This is a genomic window from Vibrio floridensis (assembly GCF_021852965.1).
GTDB lineage: Bacteria > Pseudomonadota > Gammaproteobacteria > Enterobacterales > Vibrionaceae > Vibrio > Vibrio floridensis.
Map to the genome: position 1 here is coordinate 271,424 of NZ_JAKGCY010000001.1, position 19,179 is coordinate 290,602.

General features: G+C 45.8%; 19 protein-coding genes. 5 read left to right on the top strand and 14 right to left on the bottom strand.

The window, feature by feature from the left end:
- Positions 1–47 precede the first annotated feature (47 nt).
- Positions 48–539: a hypothetical protein gene (locus LZU85_RS01115; RefSeq protein WP_038968303.1), complete on the bottom strand. Its 492-nt coding sequence runs from the start codon at positions 537–539 to the stop codon at positions 48–50.
- 72 nt (positions 540–611) lie between these two features.
- Positions 612–1,052: a CopD family copper resistance protein gene (locus LZU85_RS01120; protein ID WP_038963193.1), complete on the bottom strand. Its 441-nt coding sequence runs from the start codon at positions 1,050–1,052 to the stop codon at positions 612–614.
- Between the two features lie 87 nt (positions 1,053–1,139).
- Between LZU85_RS01120 and LZU85_RS01125 the strand changes: the two genes are divergently transcribed.
- On the top strand, positions 1,140–1,922 hold the full coding sequence (locus tag LZU85_RS01125; RefSeq protein WP_237286156.1) for a Crp/Fnr family transcriptional regulator: 783 nt from the start codon (positions 1,140–1,142) through the stop codon (positions 1,920–1,922).
- Positions 1,923–1,985: 63 nt separating this feature from the next.
- On the opposite strand, the gene sstT is transcribed toward LZU85_RS01125, so the two are convergent.
- From sstT to LZU85_RS01185, 12 genes are all read right to left on the bottom strand, one after another.
- The gene (gene sstT / locus LZU85_RS01130) at positions 1,986–3,206 is read right to left on the bottom strand and encodes a serine/threonine transporter SstT (RefSeq protein WP_133295537.1); all 1,221 of its coding nucleotides are present in this window, start codon (positions 3,204–3,206) and stop codon (positions 1,986–1,988) included.
- A gap of 282 nt (positions 3,207–3,488) precedes the next feature.
- On the bottom strand, positions 3,489–4,550 hold the full coding sequence (rsgA, locus tag LZU85_RS01135; protein ID WP_194624699.1) for a ribosome small subunit-dependent GTPase A: 1,062 nt from the start codon (positions 4,548–4,550) through the stop codon (positions 3,489–3,491).
- 305 nt (positions 4,551–4,855) lie between these two features.
- The gene (locus LZU85_RS01140; RefSeq protein ID WP_237286157.1) at positions 4,856–5,305 is read right to left on the bottom strand and encodes a copper chaperone PCu(A)C; all 450 of its coding nucleotides are present in this window, start codon (positions 5,303–5,305) and stop codon (positions 4,856–4,858) included.
- A gap of 1 nt (position 5,306) precedes the next feature.
- Positions 5,307–5,906, bottom strand: coding sequence for an SCO family protein (locus LZU85_RS01145; RefSeq protein WP_011082133.1), 600 nt, complete (start codon positions 5,904–5,906; stop codon positions 5,307–5,309).
- Positions 5,903–6,346, bottom strand: coding sequence for a hypothetical protein (locus LZU85_RS01150; RefSeq protein WP_044024003.1), 444 nt, complete (start codon positions 6,344–6,346; stop codon positions 5,903–5,905). The genes LZU85_RS01145 and LZU85_RS01150 overlap by 4 nt, the downstream gene beginning before the upstream one ends.
- Before the next feature lie 135 nt (positions 6,347–6,481).
- Positions 6,482–7,402, bottom strand: coding sequence for a polyprenyl-phosphate transporter (locus LZU85_RS01155; RefSeq protein WP_086016894.1), 921 nt, complete (start codon positions 7,400–7,402; stop codon positions 6,482–6,484).
- A gap of 466 nt (positions 7,403–7,868) precedes the next feature.
- Entirely contained in the window at positions 7,869–8,675 is an 807-nt protein-coding gene (locus LZU85_RS01160) for a TrmB family transcriptional regulator (RefSeq protein WP_053541507.1), read from the bottom strand.
- Between the two features lie 55 nt (positions 8,676–8,730).
- On the bottom strand, positions 8,731–9,624 hold the full coding sequence (locus tag LZU85_RS01165; RefSeq protein ID WP_103194375.1) for an ROK family protein: 894 nt from the start codon (positions 9,622–9,624) through the stop codon (positions 8,731–8,733).
- Between the two features lie 5 nt (positions 9,625–9,629).
- Positions 9,630–11,408 (bottom strand): glycoside hydrolase family 13 protein, encoded by a 1,779-nt coding sequence (locus tag LZU85_RS01170; protein ID WP_206625059.1) that lies wholly within the window; start codon positions 11,406–11,408, stop codon positions 9,630–9,632.
- A 14-nt stretch (positions 11,409–11,422) separates the two neighbouring features.
- Complete coding sequence (locus tag LZU85_RS01175; RefSeq protein WP_206625060.1) at positions 11,423–12,256, bottom strand: sugar ABC transporter permease; 834 nt, start codon at positions 12,254–12,256, stop codon at positions 11,423–11,425.
- 2 nt (positions 12,257–12,258) lie between these two features.
- Entirely contained in the window at positions 12,259–13,542 is a 1,284-nt protein-coding gene (locus tag LZU85_RS01180; RefSeq protein ID WP_060533081.1) for a carbohydrate ABC transporter permease, read from the bottom strand.
- Positions 13,543–13,544: 2 nt separating this feature from the next.
- Positions 13,545–14,774 carry a sugar ABC transporter substrate-binding protein gene (locus tag LZU85_RS01185; RefSeq protein WP_237286158.1) on the bottom strand — a complete coding sequence of 410 codons (1,230 nt, stop codon included), beginning with the start codon at positions 14,772–14,774 and terminating at the stop codon, positions 13,545–13,547.
- Positions 14,775–15,175: 401 nt separating this feature from the next.
- Between LZU85_RS01185 and LZU85_RS01190 the strand changes: the two genes are divergently transcribed.
- From LZU85_RS01190 to LZU85_RS01205, 4 genes are all read left to right on the top strand, one after another.
- Positions 15,176–16,213 carry a hypothetical protein gene (locus LZU85_RS01190; RefSeq protein ID WP_045597562.1) on the top strand — a complete coding sequence of 346 codons (1,038 nt, stop codon included), beginning with the start codon at positions 15,176–15,178 and terminating at the stop codon, positions 16,211–16,213.
- A gap of 33 nt (positions 16,214–16,246) precedes the next feature.
- A complete protein-coding gene (gene lpxD, locus LZU85_RS01195) occupies positions 16,247–17,257 on the top strand; it encodes a UDP-3-O-(3-hydroxymyristoyl)glucosamine N-acyltransferase (RefSeq protein ID WP_053541506.1) in 1,011 nt (336 codons plus the stop codon).
- 87 nt (positions 17,258–17,344) lie between these two features.
- A complete protein-coding gene (locus LZU85_RS01200) occupies positions 17,345–17,833 on the top strand; it encodes a glycosidase (RefSeq protein ID WP_237286159.1) in 489 nt (162 codons plus the stop codon).
- A 121-nt stretch (positions 17,834–17,954) separates the two neighbouring features.
- Positions 17,955–19,085 carry an ABC transporter ATP-binding protein gene (locus LZU85_RS01205; RefSeq protein ID WP_017421728.1) on the top strand — a complete coding sequence of 377 codons (1,131 nt, stop codon included), beginning with the start codon at positions 17,955–17,957 and terminating at the stop codon, positions 19,083–19,085.
- The last annotated feature ends 94 nt before the right edge of the window (positions 19,086–19,179 follow it).

Here is a 19,179-nt window from a genome sequence, read left to right on the forward strand (position 1 = left end):
CCTTTTAATATCGGTGGCCAAACGGCCACCGAGCATCCGTGTGAGGTTTATTGGGCGGTGCCAGTCCAGTTCAGTTCGATATCCCAAGGGAACAAGCCGTAAATGGCTTCGCCAATCACGCCATCTTGGTCTGAATCCAAGGTTTTGATTTCAAGACCAAAACCGGTATCCGTGATTTCAAACGTGGTACTAGTGTTGGCTTTCGGGAAACCATAAAGCGGGTTATACGCTTGGAAGACGTAGTCAATGGTGTACGTACCGTCCCCATTGTCAGCCAGCGTAATTGGCTGGTGCGCGTTATAGCCAATAGGAATCGAGGCAAAAGCACTGCGAATAAAACCGGCATTGATGGTCACCGTTTTGGCGTCGAAGTCCCACTTCCAGTCGTAACGTTGGGCGCTTTTCGCCATCAATTGGTTGCTGGTGGTCCTCACTTCCAACTGGTAGTTACCGCTGTAGCTGCCGCTTAAGTGTGGCGTGCCCGCAGAAAATGCAGAAAGGGAGACAAAGGCAAGGGCCATTGTGGATAGTTTGAGCATGGTGTCTTTCTCCAAAATTAAAATATGCTTTGGTTGAATCAATGGTGTGTGCATTGCTCTAGCGGCAATTGGCTACCAGTGGATGTAATACATGCCTTTGGCGAGGAAGATGATCGCCAGCATGTGAATGAATACGCTGAGATGGGTGTACTTAAAGCGTTTAGAGGTCATGTTGCCGCAGATCGAGTACTTCATGGCGATCAAGAAATGAGTCAAAACACTCAGCGCCAGTAAGATCTTGATGGTCAACAGGGTCGAAAAGGACGATGCAAACAATGAAGGCAGCGGGCTGAGATGCTGATAGCCCATTAAGCCGCCCGTAATGAAGAGTGTTGCCACCACAAAGGGCATGATTTTCCGGCCACGAAGATGGATGCCTTGCTCTACCAGCGACATGGTTTTAGCAGGAAGGTGCGGGCGAATCCCTTCAAGTATCAATACTTCAAACGCGACGATGCCGATAAAGATGGCCGCACATAAAAGGTGTAAACCCACTAATACGCCGTAATGCATGTTGTTAGTCCCAATTCCAGTTAATCTTGTTATTGATGTGTGTGATAATACTTATCAATTAGATTAACATTTGTAATTGGAACTCAAATGACATTTGTCAATTCGGCAAAAAAGATGGACGACTGTACTCGCCAATTGATTCAAGATTCCTTCATCTTTTCAGGTATTCCACTGGAAGCGAAAGTCTCGATTTGCAAAGGAATGCAAGTGGTGCATGTCAAGCAGGGTCGGCATCTGTTTGAAACGGGTGAAAATGCCCAACGGTTTTATTTGATTCAATCGGGTGAAATTTGCCTTTATCGCTTTTCTCCAGAGGGAGAAGAAAAAGTTTTTCAGTTACTCAGTAGTGGCGACAGCATCGCGGAAGCGGTGATGTTCATGCGGCCAAGCCATTATCCAGTCAGTGCCAAAGCCAAAGTGGATTCTGTGGTGCTCTCTTTCTCCAGAGAAGTGCTACTGGCGTTTTGTGAGAAAAACTCTGAGTTTGCGTTTCACTTGCTGGGGGCGATGGCGACCAAGCTCAATCAAGCGGTCAATCGCGTTGATCAACTGACATTGAAAAATGCCAATCAACGTTTGGTTTCTTATCTGTTGGAGCTGTATCAGCAGCAAGGCAGTGATTGGTTGAAGTTACCTGTGGCACACAGTGTCTTGGCGGGGCAACTTAATATTGCGCCAGAAACTTTGTCTCGGTTGTTTAAGAAGCTAAAACAGCAAGAGGTGATCAGTGGTAAAGGTAACGTGGTGGTGCTTTTAGACATTGAAGCCATGTGCCAGTTGGTTAACTTGCCCAATCCCATGGAGGCGTCTTTGGCTTGTTCAAGCCAAGCTTGGGGCGGTTGCTGTAATCTTTCAGGTCAGTGGATTTAACCCCCAAAAATGAAAACGCCCTGCATAAAGCAGGGCGTTGCAGTATTGAGCAGTGAGGCAAGATTAACCTTTTGCTTTCTGCGCTTCTGACTCACAGACAGCGGCAGTAAATACCACGTCCGTTGAGCTGTTTAGCGCCGTTTCAGCAGAATCTTGAATCACACCGATGATGAAGCCAACCGCGACCACTTGCATCGCGATGTCGTTTGAAATACCAAACAGACCACACGCAAGTGGGATCAGGAGCAAAGAACCGCCAGCAACACCTGATGCACCACAAGCAGAAACGGCAGCAACCACGCTCAGTAGAATCGCTGTCATCAAGTCTACTTCGATACCCATGGTATGAACTGCAGCCAGCGTCAGTGTGGTGATGGTGATGGCCGCACCCGCCATGTTGATGGTTGCACCCAGTGGGATAGAGACAGAGTACGTATCTTCGTCTAATTTTAGTTTTTCACACAACGCCATGTTTACCGGAATGTTGGCGGCACTTGAACGAGTGAAGAAGGCCGTTACACCACTTTCACGTAGGCATTGGAATACCAATGGATATGGGTTTTGCTTGGTTTTCACGTAAACCATGGCAGGGTTCACGATCAACGCAATGATCGCCATGGCGCTCAGCAACACCACCAATAGGTGCGCATAGCCAGCTAAGGCATCGAAACCCGTCGTCGCGAATGTAGAAGCCACTAAGCCAAAGATACCAAATGGCGCAAGACGAATGATGAAGCGCACGATGTGAGAAACACTGTGGCTCAGGTCTTCAAATACCGCTTTGGTGGTGTCTGATGCGTGGTGAAGTGCCAAACCAAGGCCGACACCCCATGCCAAAATACCAATGTAGTTTGCGCTCATCAGTGCATTAACTGGGTTATCAACCAACTTGAACAGCAAGGTTTTGATCACTTCCAGAATGCCTTGAGGAGGGTTTGCCCCTTCTGCGCCAGTGACTAGAGTTAATGTCGTCGGGAACATGAAGCTCAAAACAACGGCTGTTAGAGCGGCAAAGAAAGTCCCGGCTAAGTACATTACAATGATAGGGCGCATATGGGTGTGTTGGTTTTTCTTTTGATTAGCAATCGAAGCGGCGACCAAAATGAACACAAGAATAGGGGCGATCGCTTTCAGTGCGCCGACAAACAAGCTGCCTAGCATACCGACACTTTCCGCTGAGCTTGGTGAAACCAACGCGAGCGAGATACCGAGGATGATACCGACTAAGATTTGGAGCACCAGATTGCCTTGGGCAAATCGGGCGATAAGACTGTTATGTTGCATACATCATTCCTGCATTTATCAGAATTATGGTTATTTGAATAATCGTTTTATAGAACTAATAAAAATTCAGCCATTTTTATGCTGAATGGAACCTATAGTAGCTTGGTAATATTTTGTGTCTAGTTTTAGTTTGTTTTTGGGGTTATTGTTTGTTCAATGTTGTGATGCATGGTTAAAAATGTTGAATAATGGTAAATTTGACATGGTGATTGGTAAGGAGAAAGCATAACCAAAGTGAATGAATGCCCACTTTGGTTATGAAAAAGTTACGCTCTGTCGAGGTTAATAGGTGGTTTTGAGTTTTTGCTTATCACTTTGCACGTGACGGCACATTTTGCCAAATTGTTTCATTCTGTTCCTTTGCTCTGCAAACGTTGAAGCGTTGTAGGCTTGTTCTCGTTGCAGCTTAAAGTAGTTTTGTAAACGTCTGGTTTCCAAGGTGCCATTGTTAATCGCTTGTTGAACGGCGCATCCTGGCTCTTGCTGATGCTGGCAATCTTTAAAGCGACAGTGTTGCGCGAGCGTTTCGATCTCAGCAAAAGTCTCGCTGACGCCTTCACTACAATCGGCAAGTTGCAGTTCACGCATTCCCGGTGTATCGATGATCAATGCACCATCAGGGATCATATGAACAGAGCGTGCCGTGGTGGTGTGGCGGCCTTTGCTGTCATCTTCACGAATTCCACCCGTTTGTTGGGTTTCTTCACCAAGTAAGGTATTGGTGAGTGTCGATTTACCCACACCAGAAGAACCAATAAATGCCACTGTTCTGCCTTTGGCACACCAAGGTTGTAATGCCGCGACGCTGACAGGATCGAGCGCATTTACCGCCTCTACCCATAACGTTGCACTGAGCTGCTGAACCTGCGTAATGTTTTGCTCTGCCTGCGGAGATAAATCGGCTTTGGTGAGCACCACCACAGGCTCGATGTGCGCTTCTTTTGCGATGCTCAGATAGCGCTCAATACGGCTGAGGTTAAAGTCATCATTGAGCGAGCAGACGATAAACAGTGTATCGACATTGGTGGCGATCAACTGCTCCGCAATTTTGCTGCCAGCCGCTTTGCGACTCAGTTCGCTTTGGCGTTCAAGTAGACGTTTAAACTGTTGCTGCTCATCGAGCAAAACCCAATCGCCAACCGTCATTTTCGGTTGCGCATGGTGAATGGCAAGGTGAAAGCGCCCTTGTTCACTGCAAAGCTGATAACCACTGCGATGATGAGCAACGATACGGCAGATCTGCGTATTTTCGTAATCTTCAAGCGTCAGTTGTTGTTGAAAAAATGGTTTCCAGCCTAGTTGAGTCAAAGTGTAAGGCTGAGAAGACGTCATTGTGTTGTTCATTGCGAATTTTCCCGGTGCGCAAAAGCACCCACTAAGTAATAGCTTCAGGGTTTCATTCGTAAATCAAATAGAATCACCCCGGTTTGACCGGGCAAATTGAGAAGGGAAGGGAGAAGTCGCGTAATGCGATAATAGAATTGAAAACGGACTTTCCGTTAACCCAACCATGCCCTTTGAATTTGGTTTGTTACAATCATCAGAATTCCTCCAGTCAGTCATAGAAACCGCATGAGTATACGTTGCATAAAGAAAAGGAGCAAACTGAGTTGCTCCTTTTTTACATTTTGCTGTCAGCTGCCAAGGACTTAGTGGCCTGAGCGCTGCATGCCTTTCATTACTTTTTTTACCGGCGCTTGGAAGGTCATCTTTTCACCGTTGGCGAAAGTCACCGTGACATCGATCTGCTCGCCTTCATTCAATGGCGCTTTGAGATCAAACAGCATGATGTGAAGGCTGCCCGGTTTGAGCACGGTTTTGCCTTTCGCTGGGATCTCAATCGAATCAACTTGACGCATCTTCATCACATCGCCTTCTTTGATGACGTCATGCAGTTCCACTTTGCCTGCTGCTGGTGTTTCTGCGGCAACAATCGTGCGCACGTTGTCACTGCGGTTCATCAGTTCAACAAAGACCGCACTGTTCACGGCACCCGGGGCCATCGCTCGGGCATAAGGGTGGTGAGCCATGAGATCCATTTGCGCGCTAACCAACGGGCTGACAAATAGTGCGGCAAGCGCGAGAGCTTTAAGTTTCATCCTAATTTCCTTGGGTTATCGTTTTTATTGCTTCCACAATCGGAGCGGGAGTTAAGGTGTGTGGCACTTTGGTGATCAAGGTGCCATCGGGCTGCAAAAAGTAGAAGTAAGAGCTGTGATCGAGCGTGTACTTCAACTCTGAGTCTTTTAATTCTGTTTTGCGGAAAATGACCCCGTAGCGTTTGGCCAGTTCCGTGGTGACGTCCAGTGAAGAAGAGAGCCCTTCAATCATTGGGTGGAAATAGTGGGCGTACTGCGCAGAAAGCTTCGCGTCATCACGCTCAGGATCGAGCGAAATAAACAGAGGGCGCAGCTTCGCCTTGGTGGCATCGTCCAACTCGTTCAAAGCGCCAGAGAGCATCGCCAAAGACGTCGGGCACACATCTGGGCAGCGCGTAAAACCAAAATAGACCACACGGATGCGCGTATCTTCCGTGTCAAAAATGTTCACCGCTTGCTCATCTTGCCCATAGAGCATGGCTGCTGAGTGCGTTGGTGGTGTGGCTTCGTTTTCCACTTTACCTTGCAGATCCAAATAGCTTTTGAGTGCAAATCCAAGCACAAAAGCGACCACCAGAAAGAGAGACCAATTTTTACTCATCGTTGCATCCTTATTGCAGGGTAAACCGTGGTAGTACCGTCGGTAAGCTCGCCTAACCACGTCATCGCATCGGTGGTGCAAACGGGCAGAATCACTTCACCGCGAAAAAGACCGGGTGAGGTTTGCTTTAAGATAAACTTTGGCGTGCCCATTTCCATTTCTAGCCCGCGCAGACTCAGCATAAGTTGCTCACCGCTTGTCGAAGGCCATTCCACCGTGATTTCACTGGCAATCAGCGGTTGCGCGGTATCGTTGCTTAACGTCATGCTTACCGCTTGCTGCGTGCAAGCTTGGGTTGAGAGCATGCAATAATCCTCTAACCGAGGCGCAGATTGAGCCACAGCGGTTGTGTCGGATGAAAACAGCTGTACGATGTCTTTGGCAAAGAATCCGCCTGAGAGAGCGACGATAAACGCGATAATTTTCAGTATGTTGTTCATTATTTTTGAAGCTGGAAGAAGCGTGAGGCGATCCTACCACATTCCATTTGAAACACTGCGACAGCCGTTGAAAATTGTGCGTTAGCAATAAAAAAGCGGAGAGGATTCTCCGCTTTGAACTGATTTAGGTCGGGGTTATTTGGCGTTGGCTTCGGCAAACTTCTCTAAGCCCAGCACCAAAGCAATGGCGACCAGCGCCATGATAATCGCCATCACCCATTGCGAAGGTTGCGAGGTCAGCGCTTCGAACTCAAAAGGTGACAGGTTGTGTTGCACTAATGGCACTTGCTCACCTTTAGAGTTCAAACGCCAGCTAATGGTCTCTTTCCAAGGCCAGATTTTCGGCAGTGTGCCGATCATCAATCCCGTTAAGAACATCAGCGTGAAATCGCGGAACTTGCGCAGCAACCAGGACAACACGTGAGAGAACGTCAGCAGGCCTGTTACACAGCCCACTAAGAACAGCGCCAGAATGTCAACTTGGAAGCTTTTAACAGCGCCAAGAACCGGCGCGTACATGCCAATGAGCAGCAGAATAAAGCTGCCTGAAATACCCGGTAGAATCATCGCGCAAATCGCAATTGCCCCCGCAATCAAGACATTGATGGACGTGGGTTCTAAATGAAGTGGTTTAAGCACAGTAATGCTGTAGGCAAACGCGATGCCGAGAAACAACAGAGCGAAACGAGTGAGGTCTTTTTTCTCAACCTGTTTGAGGATGTGATAAACCGATACCAAGATGAGACCAAAGAAAAACGACCAAATTGGAATAGGGTGATTGGCCAAAAGCCAAGTGATCAGTTTGGCAAGCGTTGCGATACTAGTCAGTACGCCACCAAACAAAGCGATTAAGAAAAAGCCGTTAATGTGGTTAAACGCCGCCTTAAAGCCTTCTGCACGCCAGATTTTTATCACGCTAGGGTTAATGCGACGAATGCTTTCGAGCAAGGTGTCATAGATACCCGTAATAAACGCGATTGTGCCACCAGAGACACCTGGCACCACGTCGGCGGCGCCCATCGCTAAACCTTTTAAGAAAGTAAACAAATAATTCATGTCGTTGAAATCGTAAAAAAGCAGTGCAGCGAGTATACCCAGATTCATGTCAAAAAAGTATGAAATTACGTGGACATAGCGCTCCTTGCCTTCGAACAATGGTCACGATTCTTATCTTTTAGATTCATCGTATAAAAAGTAAGCGCAACTGTATTCACAATAGCTATTTGCATAACCATTTGCAAAATGCTTTTGCATAATGCAAAAATTATTTTAGCAACAGTTAATATATGAGATATTCAGCCCAAAAATAGGGCTTTTAAAGTTGGCATGATTAATGCATAATACTTCTCGACCCTTATTAAGCCGAGGGTCACCTAGCCAACTGACGTTGTTAGTGAATACACATTGTTCACATCATACATAAGCCAATCGCACTTATTTTGCGGTTGGTTTTTTTTTGCTTGTGATTTGGGAGATGGATGACAGGCAGAACGTTTGCTCTGCCTGTAAAAAAGCGGAAGGCTCAAGAAGGTGTGTGGACTTGCTGACGATCATCCACAACCATGTCATTTTCGAGCTCGTGAATGGTCGCGATACGGCAACGTTTCTCAGGGTCTAACTTTTCATACTCAGTGAGATAAATGTCGCTGTGGATGTGCTCGGCCATCATTTTCACAATCAAGCGATTGTTAGAATACAGCCCTTGAGTTTCCTGGCGGTGTGAAAACATCATCGCTTGCTTCATATCCACCACAAGCATAAATCGGTGTGAAGGATAGCGTTTTTCGCTTTGTTCTGAGCGCGAGTACAACTCCACTTTAGGGTGAGGGATAGCGAGTCGGTTAAAGGAGAAAACAATCACTCTGACGCCGCGCTCAATCGCTTGACTGATCTCTTCTGAGAGTAACTCTAGATGAAAATCGGTATTGAGGTAAATTTCCACCTGAGCGAGGTTTAGCATCTCTCTGGCTTTTTGTAGAAGGTTTTCAAACCCAGTCACGTTGTAGATGAACTCTTTCTCTTCTTGCAGCATCATGCGAGAGAGCTCTTTCTTCAAAATTTGAATGTTTTCAATCGTCTTTTTTTCAATTTGGTTGAAGATCAAATCGGGCGACTTCGCTTCATATTCTTTTGTTTCTCCATCAGACATAAAAATGCAGCCATTTTTGTATAGATTATCGATGGAAGAATAAACAGAGGATCGTGATAAACCGATCTCTTTGGCAATTTTGTATCCGCTTGCTCGGCCATTTTTTAGCAAATTGATGTAAACCAAGGCGTCGGTCTTAGTAAAACCGAAATCCATCAATTTTGTTACCAGCTCTGTCACGGGGGCTCCTCGGTACTGATTCACGCTTTTATATTCCTATGTAGGTTATCACTCATCACGCAGTGAATGTAGAGACTTGTCTTGGATTTATGTCGCACATTGACGCTGCGCCATGGGCAAATCGATACTCGTCTACTGGTAAGCACTGTATGTTGAGTGAGTAGTCAATCGCGCAATGGCGACTTAAGGTGCTTTTTAGGTTAAGAGCAAGATCGTCATTCTGGATTAAGCTACCACTTAGCAGCAGCAAGCTTGGCTGGAAACGCAGAATAGGCTCAGTCAGTGCACGCGCCAGTTGGTCAATCCATATTCGATAGATTCGAATGGCCCATGATTGTTGATTAGCCACATTTTGTAGAATGTCTTGATAACCCAGAGTTTGAAGCGAAAGTTGATGATACTGTCGCTCAATGCCTTTTTGAGTTAAGTACTGTCGATGACATTCATCTGAACCACAGCCGCAGAGAGGCGTTAAGCCGTCAATGAGGCTTTGATAATTTTTAAGTGGTTTATGAGCCCAAGACAATTGCAACGTATTTCCAATCCACTGATCGTCATTTTGGTTGGTGGTCATGCAAAGTTCACAGCCATCATCTAGAACCGCACTTAGAATGTTCCCTTTAGGAAGATGATTAACTTGGCTTAGAGCAATGATAGCACTACTCACTTGGCTGCATGGCACTGGCAATGATTGTGCAAGGACTCTAGGCAAGTTGTTGTTTGCTGTCAGCGTGAATTCGTCTTGCCAACAATCTTCCATAACATTGAGGCCTGCCATTGAGATGCTCCCAAACATTCGTTGCATATTGGCAGTCATGTAGCTAAGGGTGCTTGCTGCTTGCAATGGTGTGCTTGGAGTCCTGACTTGAGTGCGATAGAGAACGTTTTGATTCTCTAACAAAACGCCTCTTATCCATTGTGAATCAAGTGATAAGCCAAGTTTGATCATGTGCTTTATGACACCGTTAATAGCAGGTAGCCGTATGGGTTTAGCGAGATTGTTTGCTCTTCAAACATCACCTCAACATAACAGTCACTATTGTTGAGGAAAAATTGAGAGTCTCCTCTTTGGTAGCCAATGATGTCGGGGTGGTTGATATTTAACCAGTGAAGAACAGGGGCATTCCACTCGGGGTTCGTTTGACGCCAAGTGATCAGTTGTTGGATGAATGCTTTGAACTCCAGATCTTGCTCGTTGTTATCCCAAGTCATGCATTTTCGGTTGAGTTCAAGCCCCATTCCACGTTTTCCATCCATGCCAATTTCGCCGCCATAGTAAAGACAAGGAGAGCCAACCTGGCTGAACATGAATAGATAAGCGAGTTTGGCTTTACGCTTGTCATTCCCACATAAACTCAACAAGCGTGTAGTGTCATGGCTTTCAAGCAAGTTAAACATTGCTTCGTTTACGTTACGCGGATATGCCAAGTAGGCGCGAGTTACCGCGTTCATAAATGTAGTTTTGTCGTCGGCACCCAGAGCAAAAAAATCGGTAATGGCTTGAGTGAGAGGATAATTCATCAGCGAGTCGTATTGATCGCCTCTTAGCCAAGGCATGCCTTCGTGCCAGATTTCTCCGAGTATGTAACAACTTGGTTTAATTTCTTTCACGACCTGACGAAAATCGCGCCAAAATGCGTGATCAACTTCATTCGCCACGTCCAAACGCCAGCCATCAATATCAAATTCTTCCACCCAATGGCGGGCTACATCTAATAGATAGGCGCGACATTCTGGGTTCTCGGTATTCAGTTTTGGCATTTCCGCCACGTTACCAAACGTTTCGTAGTTGAGATTGCTGTAATCCCACTGAGACTTTGGCTTATCAGGATAAACGGGGAACTGTTTAATCCAGAACCAGTCTGCGTAAGCGGATTGTTGGCCTTTTTTCACCACATCTAACCACAAAGGAGATTGATCGCCAATGTGGTTAAAAACTGCGTCCAACATCACTTTCATACCGCGAGAATGCGCTTGCTTTACTAAGGCTCTAAAAGCCTCGTTACCACCAAAATGGGGATCCACATTGTAATAGTCGACGGTATCGTATTTGTGATTTGCGTTAGCGGTAAAAATAGGACAAAAGTAGAGTCCATTGACCCCCAACTCTTGTAAATAATCCAGTTTATCAATCACTCCCCAAAGATCTCCGCCCATGAAGTTATCGCTTTTGGGCTCACTTCCCCAAGGTTGTACATCCGAAGGTGAAACCTCTGGGCGACCATTGCAAAAGCGTTCTGGGAATATTTGATACCAGATGGTGTTACGTACCCAATCTGGTGTTTTCAATACGTCTTTGGGGTTGATAAACGGAAAGCAGAAAAAGTTACTTAAATTACTCAACTCTCTTTCCGCGTCACGCGGATCGTGAATATCCACACAGCGTTTTTCACCAAAGAGCAGTTTTTCGCCGTGTTTCCCGTACAGGATAAACCCGTAACGAGCGCGTTTTTTTGGTGGAGAGAATTCGGCAAACCAATGGTCGTGGTGCTCCGTTTGTCCCTCAAGGACCATGTTAACCTCCGTACCGCCAATCCAGCCATGTGCATCGCTGCCACCGAGGTTACCGCCATCTAAGCCACCTTCGGCCCATTGATAAGGGTCGCCAATCCATAGGGTGACGCGATTAATTTCGTTTTTTGCGCTGCGAAAACGGATGTGCAACGTCTCATTGTTATAGGCGTAGCTGTCCGCACTTTTTGCCAAGTGAGTTAGTGAGCTTCTAGTAATCATAATTATTCCTAAAGTTATTCTTTTACTGCGCCACTGACTAAGCCAGTTGTAATGTGTTTTTGTGTGGCAACAAACAGCAAGGTGATCGGTACAGCGACCAGCAACGAGCCTGCCGCGAATAAAGTGAAGTTTTCTGCTGAGTTAGAAGAGATCCAACTGAAGATACCAATTGCCAAGGTCATTTTCTCTTCGCTACGCAGAATCAGTGTTGGCAAAATGAAATCCATCCATGGGCCCGTGAAGGAGACGAGTGCGACAAATACCAGTATGGGTTTGGCAAGAGGCAAGATGATTTCGAGGAAGATGGTCATATGGCCAGCACCGTCGATTTTTGCCGCTTCATCAAGTGAGGTAGGTATTGCATCAAAGTAACCTTTTACTAACCAGGTCATGAAAGGCAGGGAGCCCGTTACGTAAACGAACAACAAACCGAGATAGGTATCAATCAACCCCATCTTAGACAGCAAAATGTAAATTGCGGTCATGGAGAGAAACGCAGGGAACATCTGTAACACCAAAATGCTCATGAGTACGTTTCGTTTTCCCTGAAAACGGTATCGAGAGAACACAAATGCCGTCATAGTGACAATCACTAAAGAGATCAACATATTGGCTGTTGCGAGCATAAAAGTGTTTTTGTACCAATCTAAGTATGGTGTGTCGGTAAACAGTGTTTGGTAGTGGTCTAAAGTGAAGGTCCATTCACCAAACGATGAACTGAACAGGTTATTACCGGGTTTAAATGACGCGAGGATGGTCCATAGCACCGGGCCTAAAACCAATAGGGCATTTAACGTCAAAAAAAGATAGACGATCACGGTCCCCAGTTTTTCTAATATACGACTCATAGTTACATCCCCACATCGTCTTTAAAGGATTTCATGCGACGGAACTGCCATATCGCGATGACGGATAGGAAGAGGAAGATGACGATCGAAATCACCGACGCAATTTGGTACTGCTGGAAGTCTAAGGTGAGTTTGTAAATCCATGTGATTAAGATGTCAGTGTGACCAGCAAAGCGATATTCCGGGTTGATAGGGCCACCTTCTGTCAGCAAGAAAATTGCACCGAAGTTATTGAAGTTATGCGCAAAGGTCATCACCAATGATGGCGCAACTTGATGAAGTACCATTGGTAGCGTGATTTCTCGAAATTGCTGAAACTTACTGGCCCCATCCACTTCGCTCGCTTCATAAAGATCGCGTGGAATGTTGGTTAATGCGCCAGCAATCAGCAACATAAAATAGGGGGCTCCTACCCAAACGCTCACGGCGATCACCGTCAGTTTTGCCAAAAATGGGTCGGAGAGAAAAGCGACCGATTCGAATCCCCAAGAATTCAGTGTGGCGTTGATTGGGCCGATGCCATTCAACAACAAGCGGAACATCAATAAGGTGACAAAGGCTGGAATGGCATAAGGCAGAATAAAGATAAAGCGCCACAGTTTTTTCGCTTTGATGTTGCGATTCTCCAGTGCCAGAGCTAAGACAAAACCAAAACCACAGGTGCACACTGTGGCAGCGATGGCCCATATTACCGTCCACGTTGCCACGCCGACGAACGTGCTCGACCAGATTCTCAACTCAAATAAGGTGAGGAAGTTCTTAAATCCGACCCAGTCCACCAAGTTTCTCGGAGGAATATGGTGTGGTGATGAGTAGTTGGTAAACGAAACCAAGACCGTAATAGCGATCGGCATGATAATGAAAGCAATACTGGCAACAAAGGCTGGTGACAGCACGATGAACGCGAACTTTTCTTCATAAATTGATTTCGCTTGTTGCGCAACGCTTAGGTGAGAGACGCGACATTGCTTGGCGTCTCTCACGTTCATGAAATAAATCACAAGGAAGAGGAAGAGAAAGAGTGCGGCAATGACCCCCTCTACCAGCATAAAGATCGAATTGTCACCTTGGATGACCTTGAAGCCCTGACGAGTTTGGGCAACGTCACCTAGTGTGATCAATCCTTTCAGTGCGCTGGCCATGTCAGGTAGATAGACAATGAACGTGCATTGGAGAGCCAGCAATATTGCCCCTTTCACCCAATGTCTGTTAGCCAGCTGGGTTGCTCCCATGATCAACCAAGAGGCATGCAACGTGGGGACTTTGATGTTTTGAGACAACAGCATGATTACTCCTGAAATGCGATCTGCTCTTCGATGATCGCTTTAGCATGATCAAGCACTTTCTTAGGGGATTGATCGTTGACCCACATGGCGGTGATCGCACTTGCCATCGGTGACCATAAGTAGCCCATTTCAGGGATAGATGGCATTGCATCGGAATAGAAGCCTTGTGCAATGATGGCGTAGGTTGCTTCGTCGGCATCGACGATGATTTTTTCCATCAGAGCCTGAACGGGTGGGATTGATTTTGTCATCTCATAGCGTTTCATCAACATTTTGTCCGAGCTGAGATAGTCGGCAAATAGCTGAGCCGCTTGTGGGTATTCGCTGTACGAAGAGACGACCGCCAATCTTACCGTCGAAAAGGTACGTGGTTGCTGGCCTTCAAATGTTGGAATAGGAACGACGCCATAATTGACGTTACTGCTGTCATAGCTTTGGATTGCCCAAGGGCCATCAATGATCGCTGCAACTTTTCCTTCGCCAAAGAGCCCGCGCCTCACTTGAGGGTTGCGCATATCAACAGGGTTGGAATTATTCGCCGCTTTCAAGCTTTTCATTGCTTCCATTCCTTGCAGTGCAAGCGGTGAATTAATGCCCAGATCTTTCGCATCAGTGCCGTTTTGACCGAATTCGTAAGCCCCATACAAGGTTAAGAACATTCTCGATTCGTAGTAATTTTGAATATCCCAAAGCAACGCATACTTGTTCTCTTTGACGTTGTTGAATGCTTTGCCAAACGTGATGATTTCTTCAAATGTTTTTGGTGCATTTGGCAGAAGCTCTTTATTGTAAAACAGCGCTAAAGTGGCGTAACTGACAGGGAAGCCATAACTTGCTCCTGCGTATTCTGCTGCAGAAGTGGCATTAGGTAAAAAGGTGGATTTTATTCTCGCCGCAGAAACTAAATTCTCCATTGCGCCACCTGCGACAACGAGGCGACCGAGCAAGTCGTGCTCAATCTCTGCAATATCTGCCACTCGAGCAGAACCACCGTCTTGAATCATTCTCGATGCCGCATCAATGGGGGCTAGCCCACGGAATGAGAATTTAACGTTGTAGCCAAAATCTTGGTTGAACGACTCCGCAGCGTATTTCATGTAGTCGAGTGTTGTCGTATCTGTCCACACCAATAAATCGGCACCAGACTCTGGGGCAATTTCTTGAGCATGTGAAACGACGGGTAACCCAAACAGTGAAGTGATCAGTGCAGCTTTAATCCATGTCTTATTCATAGTGATAGCTCTGTAGTAGTTCAGAATATACTACTAGGTTAGATGCGGCGATTTTTAAGTCAATCAATATTCACAGCTCAGACTGTCTAAATGTGATCTTTCTCAACAAAGCTTGTTGTGATAAGCAATTGCCTTACTGGATGGGTATGAGTGTATAGGTGTAACTTTGGTGAGCAAAAAGTGCGCACAATTTGATTTTACTTTGCGCTCATTTGGGTGTTTTTGTGATTCACGTCACTTAAGTGAGGTAATGAAAGTGATGGGTATCTCATTTGAAGAAAAGTGTTGAGGAAAAACAGAATCACATGCTGAAGAATAAATAGGCGTTCACAGTGAACTACTAAAAATTCAACTAAACAATACAGACGATTTACAACCTGAATGGTTGATAAGGACCTATCGTGAAAAGAACGTTAATTTCTGTCTCCGTGGCAACGGCGCTTGCTCTTTCTTCTTCATCCGTAGTTGCGGCCAGTGGTCGTGGGTTGGATGCAGAAAACAGCTTCTTCGATGAAGCCTTACAGTTCGGTGGCCATATTGGTACTTCTATCGAGTACGAAGATAAAGTCACGGATGGTTTCAATGGCAACAAGAAGAAAGAAAAAACCACCACCAACGAAGTCTTTGGTATCTACTACAACAATGCGCGTTGGAACTTAACCGCGTTGTATTCACTGAAAACACAAGATCGTTCTCAAGTCGAGCCTGGGTATCACGAGAACGAAGATGGTATGAAACATCTTGTGTCGTTGAACAAAGGCTTTGACCTCAGCAATGGTTGGGCGACTGGGGTGATTTACGATCTAGAGTTCACGAAGAGCAAAGTGTATTCACCCTATGTGACGGGCTTGCGTAAAGAGCTCGCCGAGCACAGCTTACGTCCTTATCTCACTTACTTTAACAACGATCACAACTGGGGTTTCTATTCGAACCTTGAGTATCTCTATAGCAAAGAAGATAAGAGTGCTTGGGGGGAACGCATCGAAGAAGGCTACAGCATTCTATTTAAGCCATACAAGCGCTTGGGGAATTGGGAGCTCGGCGTTGAATTTTACTACCAAATTAAAGACAACGAAGATCGCCAAGCTAGTGGCGGCATAAATGAAATCAGTGACTTCACTGAGAAGTATATCGAACCTATTGTGCAATACAGTTTTGATGATGCGGGTGTTCTTTACGCACGTGTTCGTGTTGGTGAAAATGAAACCAATAATGCTGCTAACAGCGGTGGTGGCAACGCCAATGTTGATTACTTTAAAGATATTCGTAAAGCCACGCTTGGTTATGAACAGGCGGTCGGTGATAACTGGTTGCTAAAAGGTGAATATGAGTATGCGAATGAAATTGAAGAAAAAAGTAAACTGGCTGGATGGGAAGCTAAAAATGAGAGTGAGCTAAAGCAGCATACTCTCTATCTTCAAGCTTTGTACCGCTTTTAACTCAGCGTTCAACCAAATTCATGAGGGGGCGTCATGCTAACCGTTTTAGAAATCGCGCAATGTTTGTCTGGCCGTATTGAAGGAGATCGTTCCATCATTGTGGATACCATTCGACCGATACAAAGTCAGCAAACGGGTGGCCTTGCAGTGGTCTTTGCACGGTCAGATCTCAAGTGGGTATCTAAATCGCAAGCGGACGTATTGGTTGGACCTGAAGCTATTCTTCAGAGTTCAGCCAAAGCTCATGTGGTCATTGAACAGCTTGAAGTCGACAAACTCAATCAGTTGCTTCGATATTACAAAGTGCATAAATATCAGCTCTTTGATCAAGAAAATACCTCAACAATTGAAGGGGTCTACATAGGAAAACATTGCCATATTGGTCAAGGTTGTCACTTTATGCCCGGTGTTCGCATCATGAATGGTGTCACCATTGGTAACAACGTGGCAATTCACGCGAATACAGTGATTAAAGAAGGAACGGTTATTGGTAACAATGTCACCATTGATTCAAACAACTCGATTGGCAACTACAGCTTTGAATATATGTCGGGCAAAGGAGGGCAATATCAAAGAGTAGAAAGTGTCGGTAGAGTAGTCATTGAAGATGATGTTGAGATCGGCTGTAACAACACCATAGACCGTGGCACATTAGGCGATACAGTAATCGGCCAAGGTAGCAAAATCGATAATCAAGTGCAGATTGGTCACGACTGCCGTCTTGGCAAACACTGCCTGATAGTCTCTCAGTGTGGTTTTGCGGGACACACTGTCATGGGAGATCACGTCGTGGTTCACGGGCAAGTGGGCACTGCGGGGCATATTACTATCGGGAGCCACTCCGTTATTAAAGCCAAATCTGGCGTGAGTCATTCCTTTCCTGCTGGTAGCGATTTGTTTGGTTATCCCGCCAAAGAGTCCAAAGCGTATTACCGTAACTTAGCGGTACTCAACAAAATCACCCAGCAATACGAACACATGAAAGCTTCTCGGCCAGAGCAAAAACGCTGGTTTGCTCGGCTGTTTGACAAGAAATCAGCCTAATGGCTGGTGAGGACCAACCATCGCTGAGATCTCAAGGGGTTGGGCTCAACAGTTATCCAGTAAAAATTGATTTTTCAAGGATTTGTTATGAAACGTACTTTTTTGATTGCCGTCGTGACAGCGACCGTTCTCGCCGGTTGTGCCAGTACTTCGCCAGAGCAAGCCGCTCCTGAACTCACCAATGTGGATGCTCGTTTTTCAGATTGCCGTTTACCAACATTGGAAAGCGATCGTGGCCCAATTAAACCGTCGTTATTTGTTGTGGGTACCTTCCCCGATGGTCAGTGGATTCACATGGATAATCGTAAGATGGGTTACAAAGGAGATGGCATTTACCAAGTAGTGAGCGAAGAAAAAGCAGGTAACGTTAGCTTGCAATTTGCCACCATGAGTTGGACACCTCAGTTCACGGTTTCTGGTATGGAAATGGCCGTTGGGCAACTTAAAGAGCTTAAACGCGGTGGTTTTGCTAAAAACACCGTCGTGCATTTGCCCAAAGATGCTAAGTATTTGTGGACGATTCAACTGTCGCCAGATAAGAAGCCGCAATGGGCGATGGTGACGGATTGCCAATAGCGAGTTGGTTTGACCGCTCATCAAGGTGAGTGGTCACATTTACCCAGATAGATTGGTGCTTTCAGTCTGTCTGGGTAAATGAAAAACCTGTTTGAATACCCTGAGGTATGTGGAGAGATTCATGGCAACGGTAAGCCTACGTAAAGTAGAAAAAAAATATGAGAACGGCTTCAAAGCTGTCCATGGCATAGATTTAGAGATTCATGAAGGTGAGTTTATGGTGTTTGTCGGCCCATCGGGTTGTGCCAAATCTACCACGTTGAGAATGATTGCGGGCCTTGAAAGTATCTCAGGTGGTGAAATCCGTATCGGTAATCAAGTGGTGAACGATTTACCGCCGAAAGATCGTGGTATCGCGATGGTGTTTCAGAATTACGCGCTTTACCCCCATAAAACGGTCTTCGATAACATGGCCTTTGGTTTGAAAATGCAAAAGCGCCCTAAAGATGAGATTAAACGACGGGTTGAAGAAGCTGCAGAAAAATTGGAGATTACCGATCTTCTTTATCGAAAACCGAAAGAAATGTCTGGTGGACAGCGCCAACGTGTAGCTGTGGGGCGTGCGATAGTGCGTAAGCCTGATGTTTTCCTTTTTGACGAACCGTTGTCCAATCTTGACGCAAAATTGCGTGTGTCGATGCGCGTAAAAATTGCTCAACTACATCAATCGCTCAAAGAAGAAGGCAATCCTGCAACCATGATCTATGTGACGCACGATCAAACAGAAGCGTTGACGCTAGGAGATCGCATTTGCGTATTGAATCAAGGCAAAATCATGCAGGTGGATACGCCTGCGAACCTTTACAATTTTCCAGCTAACAAGTTTGTAGCGAGCTTCATTGGCTCTCCTGCCATGAACCTAATTGATACCGTGATTCGCGAAGAGAATGGCCAACTTTACATTGAAATTGGCAATGAGATTCGCATGTTTATTCCAGTGGAAAAGCAGAAGTTGTTGAGCGAATACATCGACAAACCGGTCTGCTTTGGTATTCGTCCTGAACATATCCGCGTTGCTGCACCTGGTGACAAAATTAACGCCGTTGAGGGAATATTAACGGTGGTCGAAAATATGGGTAATGAGAAATATCTCTACTTTAAAGTGGGTGGTAAAGAGTTGATCGCCAGAGTGAACGATCAAACCATCACGACCGCAGATATCGGTAAACCGATGCGCTTTAATCTCAACACTGCGTTTTGCCATATTTTTGATTTCTACAGTGAAAAGAACTTAACCAACATCCGGGAATAACCACCGGATTATGGTAGATAGAATGCTGTTATTTTGAATCCGATGCCTAGATGGTTATCGGATTTTTTGTAAATTTTCCGAAATCTTGCTTGTT

Bases quoted from the DNA above. Each gene is read 5' to 3' on its own strand.
- LZU85_RS01115 (WP_038968303.1), bottom strand. From the start codon at position 539: ATGCTCAAACTATCCACAATGGCCCTTGCCTTTGTCTCCCTTTCTGCA.
- LZU85_RS01120 (WP_038963193.1), bottom strand. From the start codon at position 1,052: ATGCATTACGGCGTATTAGTGGGTTTACACCTTTTATGTGCGGCCATC.
- LZU85_RS01125 (WP_237286156.1), top strand. From the start codon at position 1,140: ATGACATTTGTCAATTCGGCAAAAAAGATGGACGACTGTACTCGCCAA.
- sstT (WP_133295537.1), bottom strand. From the start codon at position 3,206: ATGCAACATAACAGTCTTATCGCCCGATTTGCCCAAGGCAATCTGGTG.
- rsgA (WP_194624699.1), bottom strand. From the start codon at position 4,550: ATGAACAACACAATGACGTCTTCTCAGCCTTACACTTTGACTCAACTA.
- LZU85_RS01140 (WP_237286157.1), bottom strand. From the start codon at position 5,305: ATGAAACTTAAAGCTCTCGCGCTTGCCGCACTATTTGTCAGCCCGTTG.
- LZU85_RS01145 (WP_011082133.1), bottom strand. From the start codon at position 5,906: ATGAGTAAAAATTGGTCTCTCTTTCTGGTGGTCGCTTTTGTGCTTGGA.
- LZU85_RS01150 (WP_044024003.1), bottom strand. From the start codon at position 6,346: ATGAACAACATACTGAAAATTATCGCGTTTATCGTCGCTCTCTCAGGC.
- LZU85_RS01155 (WP_086016894.1), bottom strand. From the start codon at position 7,402: ATGAATTATTTGTTTACTTTCTTAAAAGGTTTAGCGATGGGCGCCGCC.
- LZU85_RS01165 (WP_103194375.1), bottom strand. From the start codon at position 9,624: ATGATCAAACTTGGCTTATCACTTGATTCACAATGGATAAGAGGCGTT.
- LZU85_RS01170 (WP_206625059.1), bottom strand. From the start codon at position 11,408: ATGATTACTAGAAGCTCACTAACTCACTTGGCAAAAAGTGCGGACAGC.
- LZU85_RS01175 (WP_206625060.1), bottom strand. From the start codon at position 12,256: ATGAGTCGTATATTAGAAAAACTGGGGACCGTGATCGTCTATCTTTTT.
- LZU85_RS01180 (WP_060533081.1), bottom strand. From the start codon at position 13,542: ATGCTGTTGTCTCAAAACATCAAAGTCCCCACGTTGCATGCCTCTTGG.
- LZU85_RS01185 (WP_237286158.1), bottom strand. From the start codon at position 14,774: ATGAATAAGACATGGATTAAAGCTGCACTGATCACTTCACTGTTTGGG.
- lpxD (WP_053541506.1), top strand. From the start codon at position 16,247: ATGCTAACCGTTTTAGAAATCGCGCAATGTTTGTCTGGCCGTATTGAA.
- LZU85_RS01200 (WP_237286159.1), top strand. From the start codon at position 17,345: ATGAAACGTACTTTTTTGATTGCCGTCGTGACAGCGACCGTTCTCGCC.
- LZU85_RS01205 (WP_017421728.1), top strand. From the start codon at position 17,955: ATGGCAACGGTAAGCCTACGTAAAGTAGAAAAAAAATATGAGAACGGC.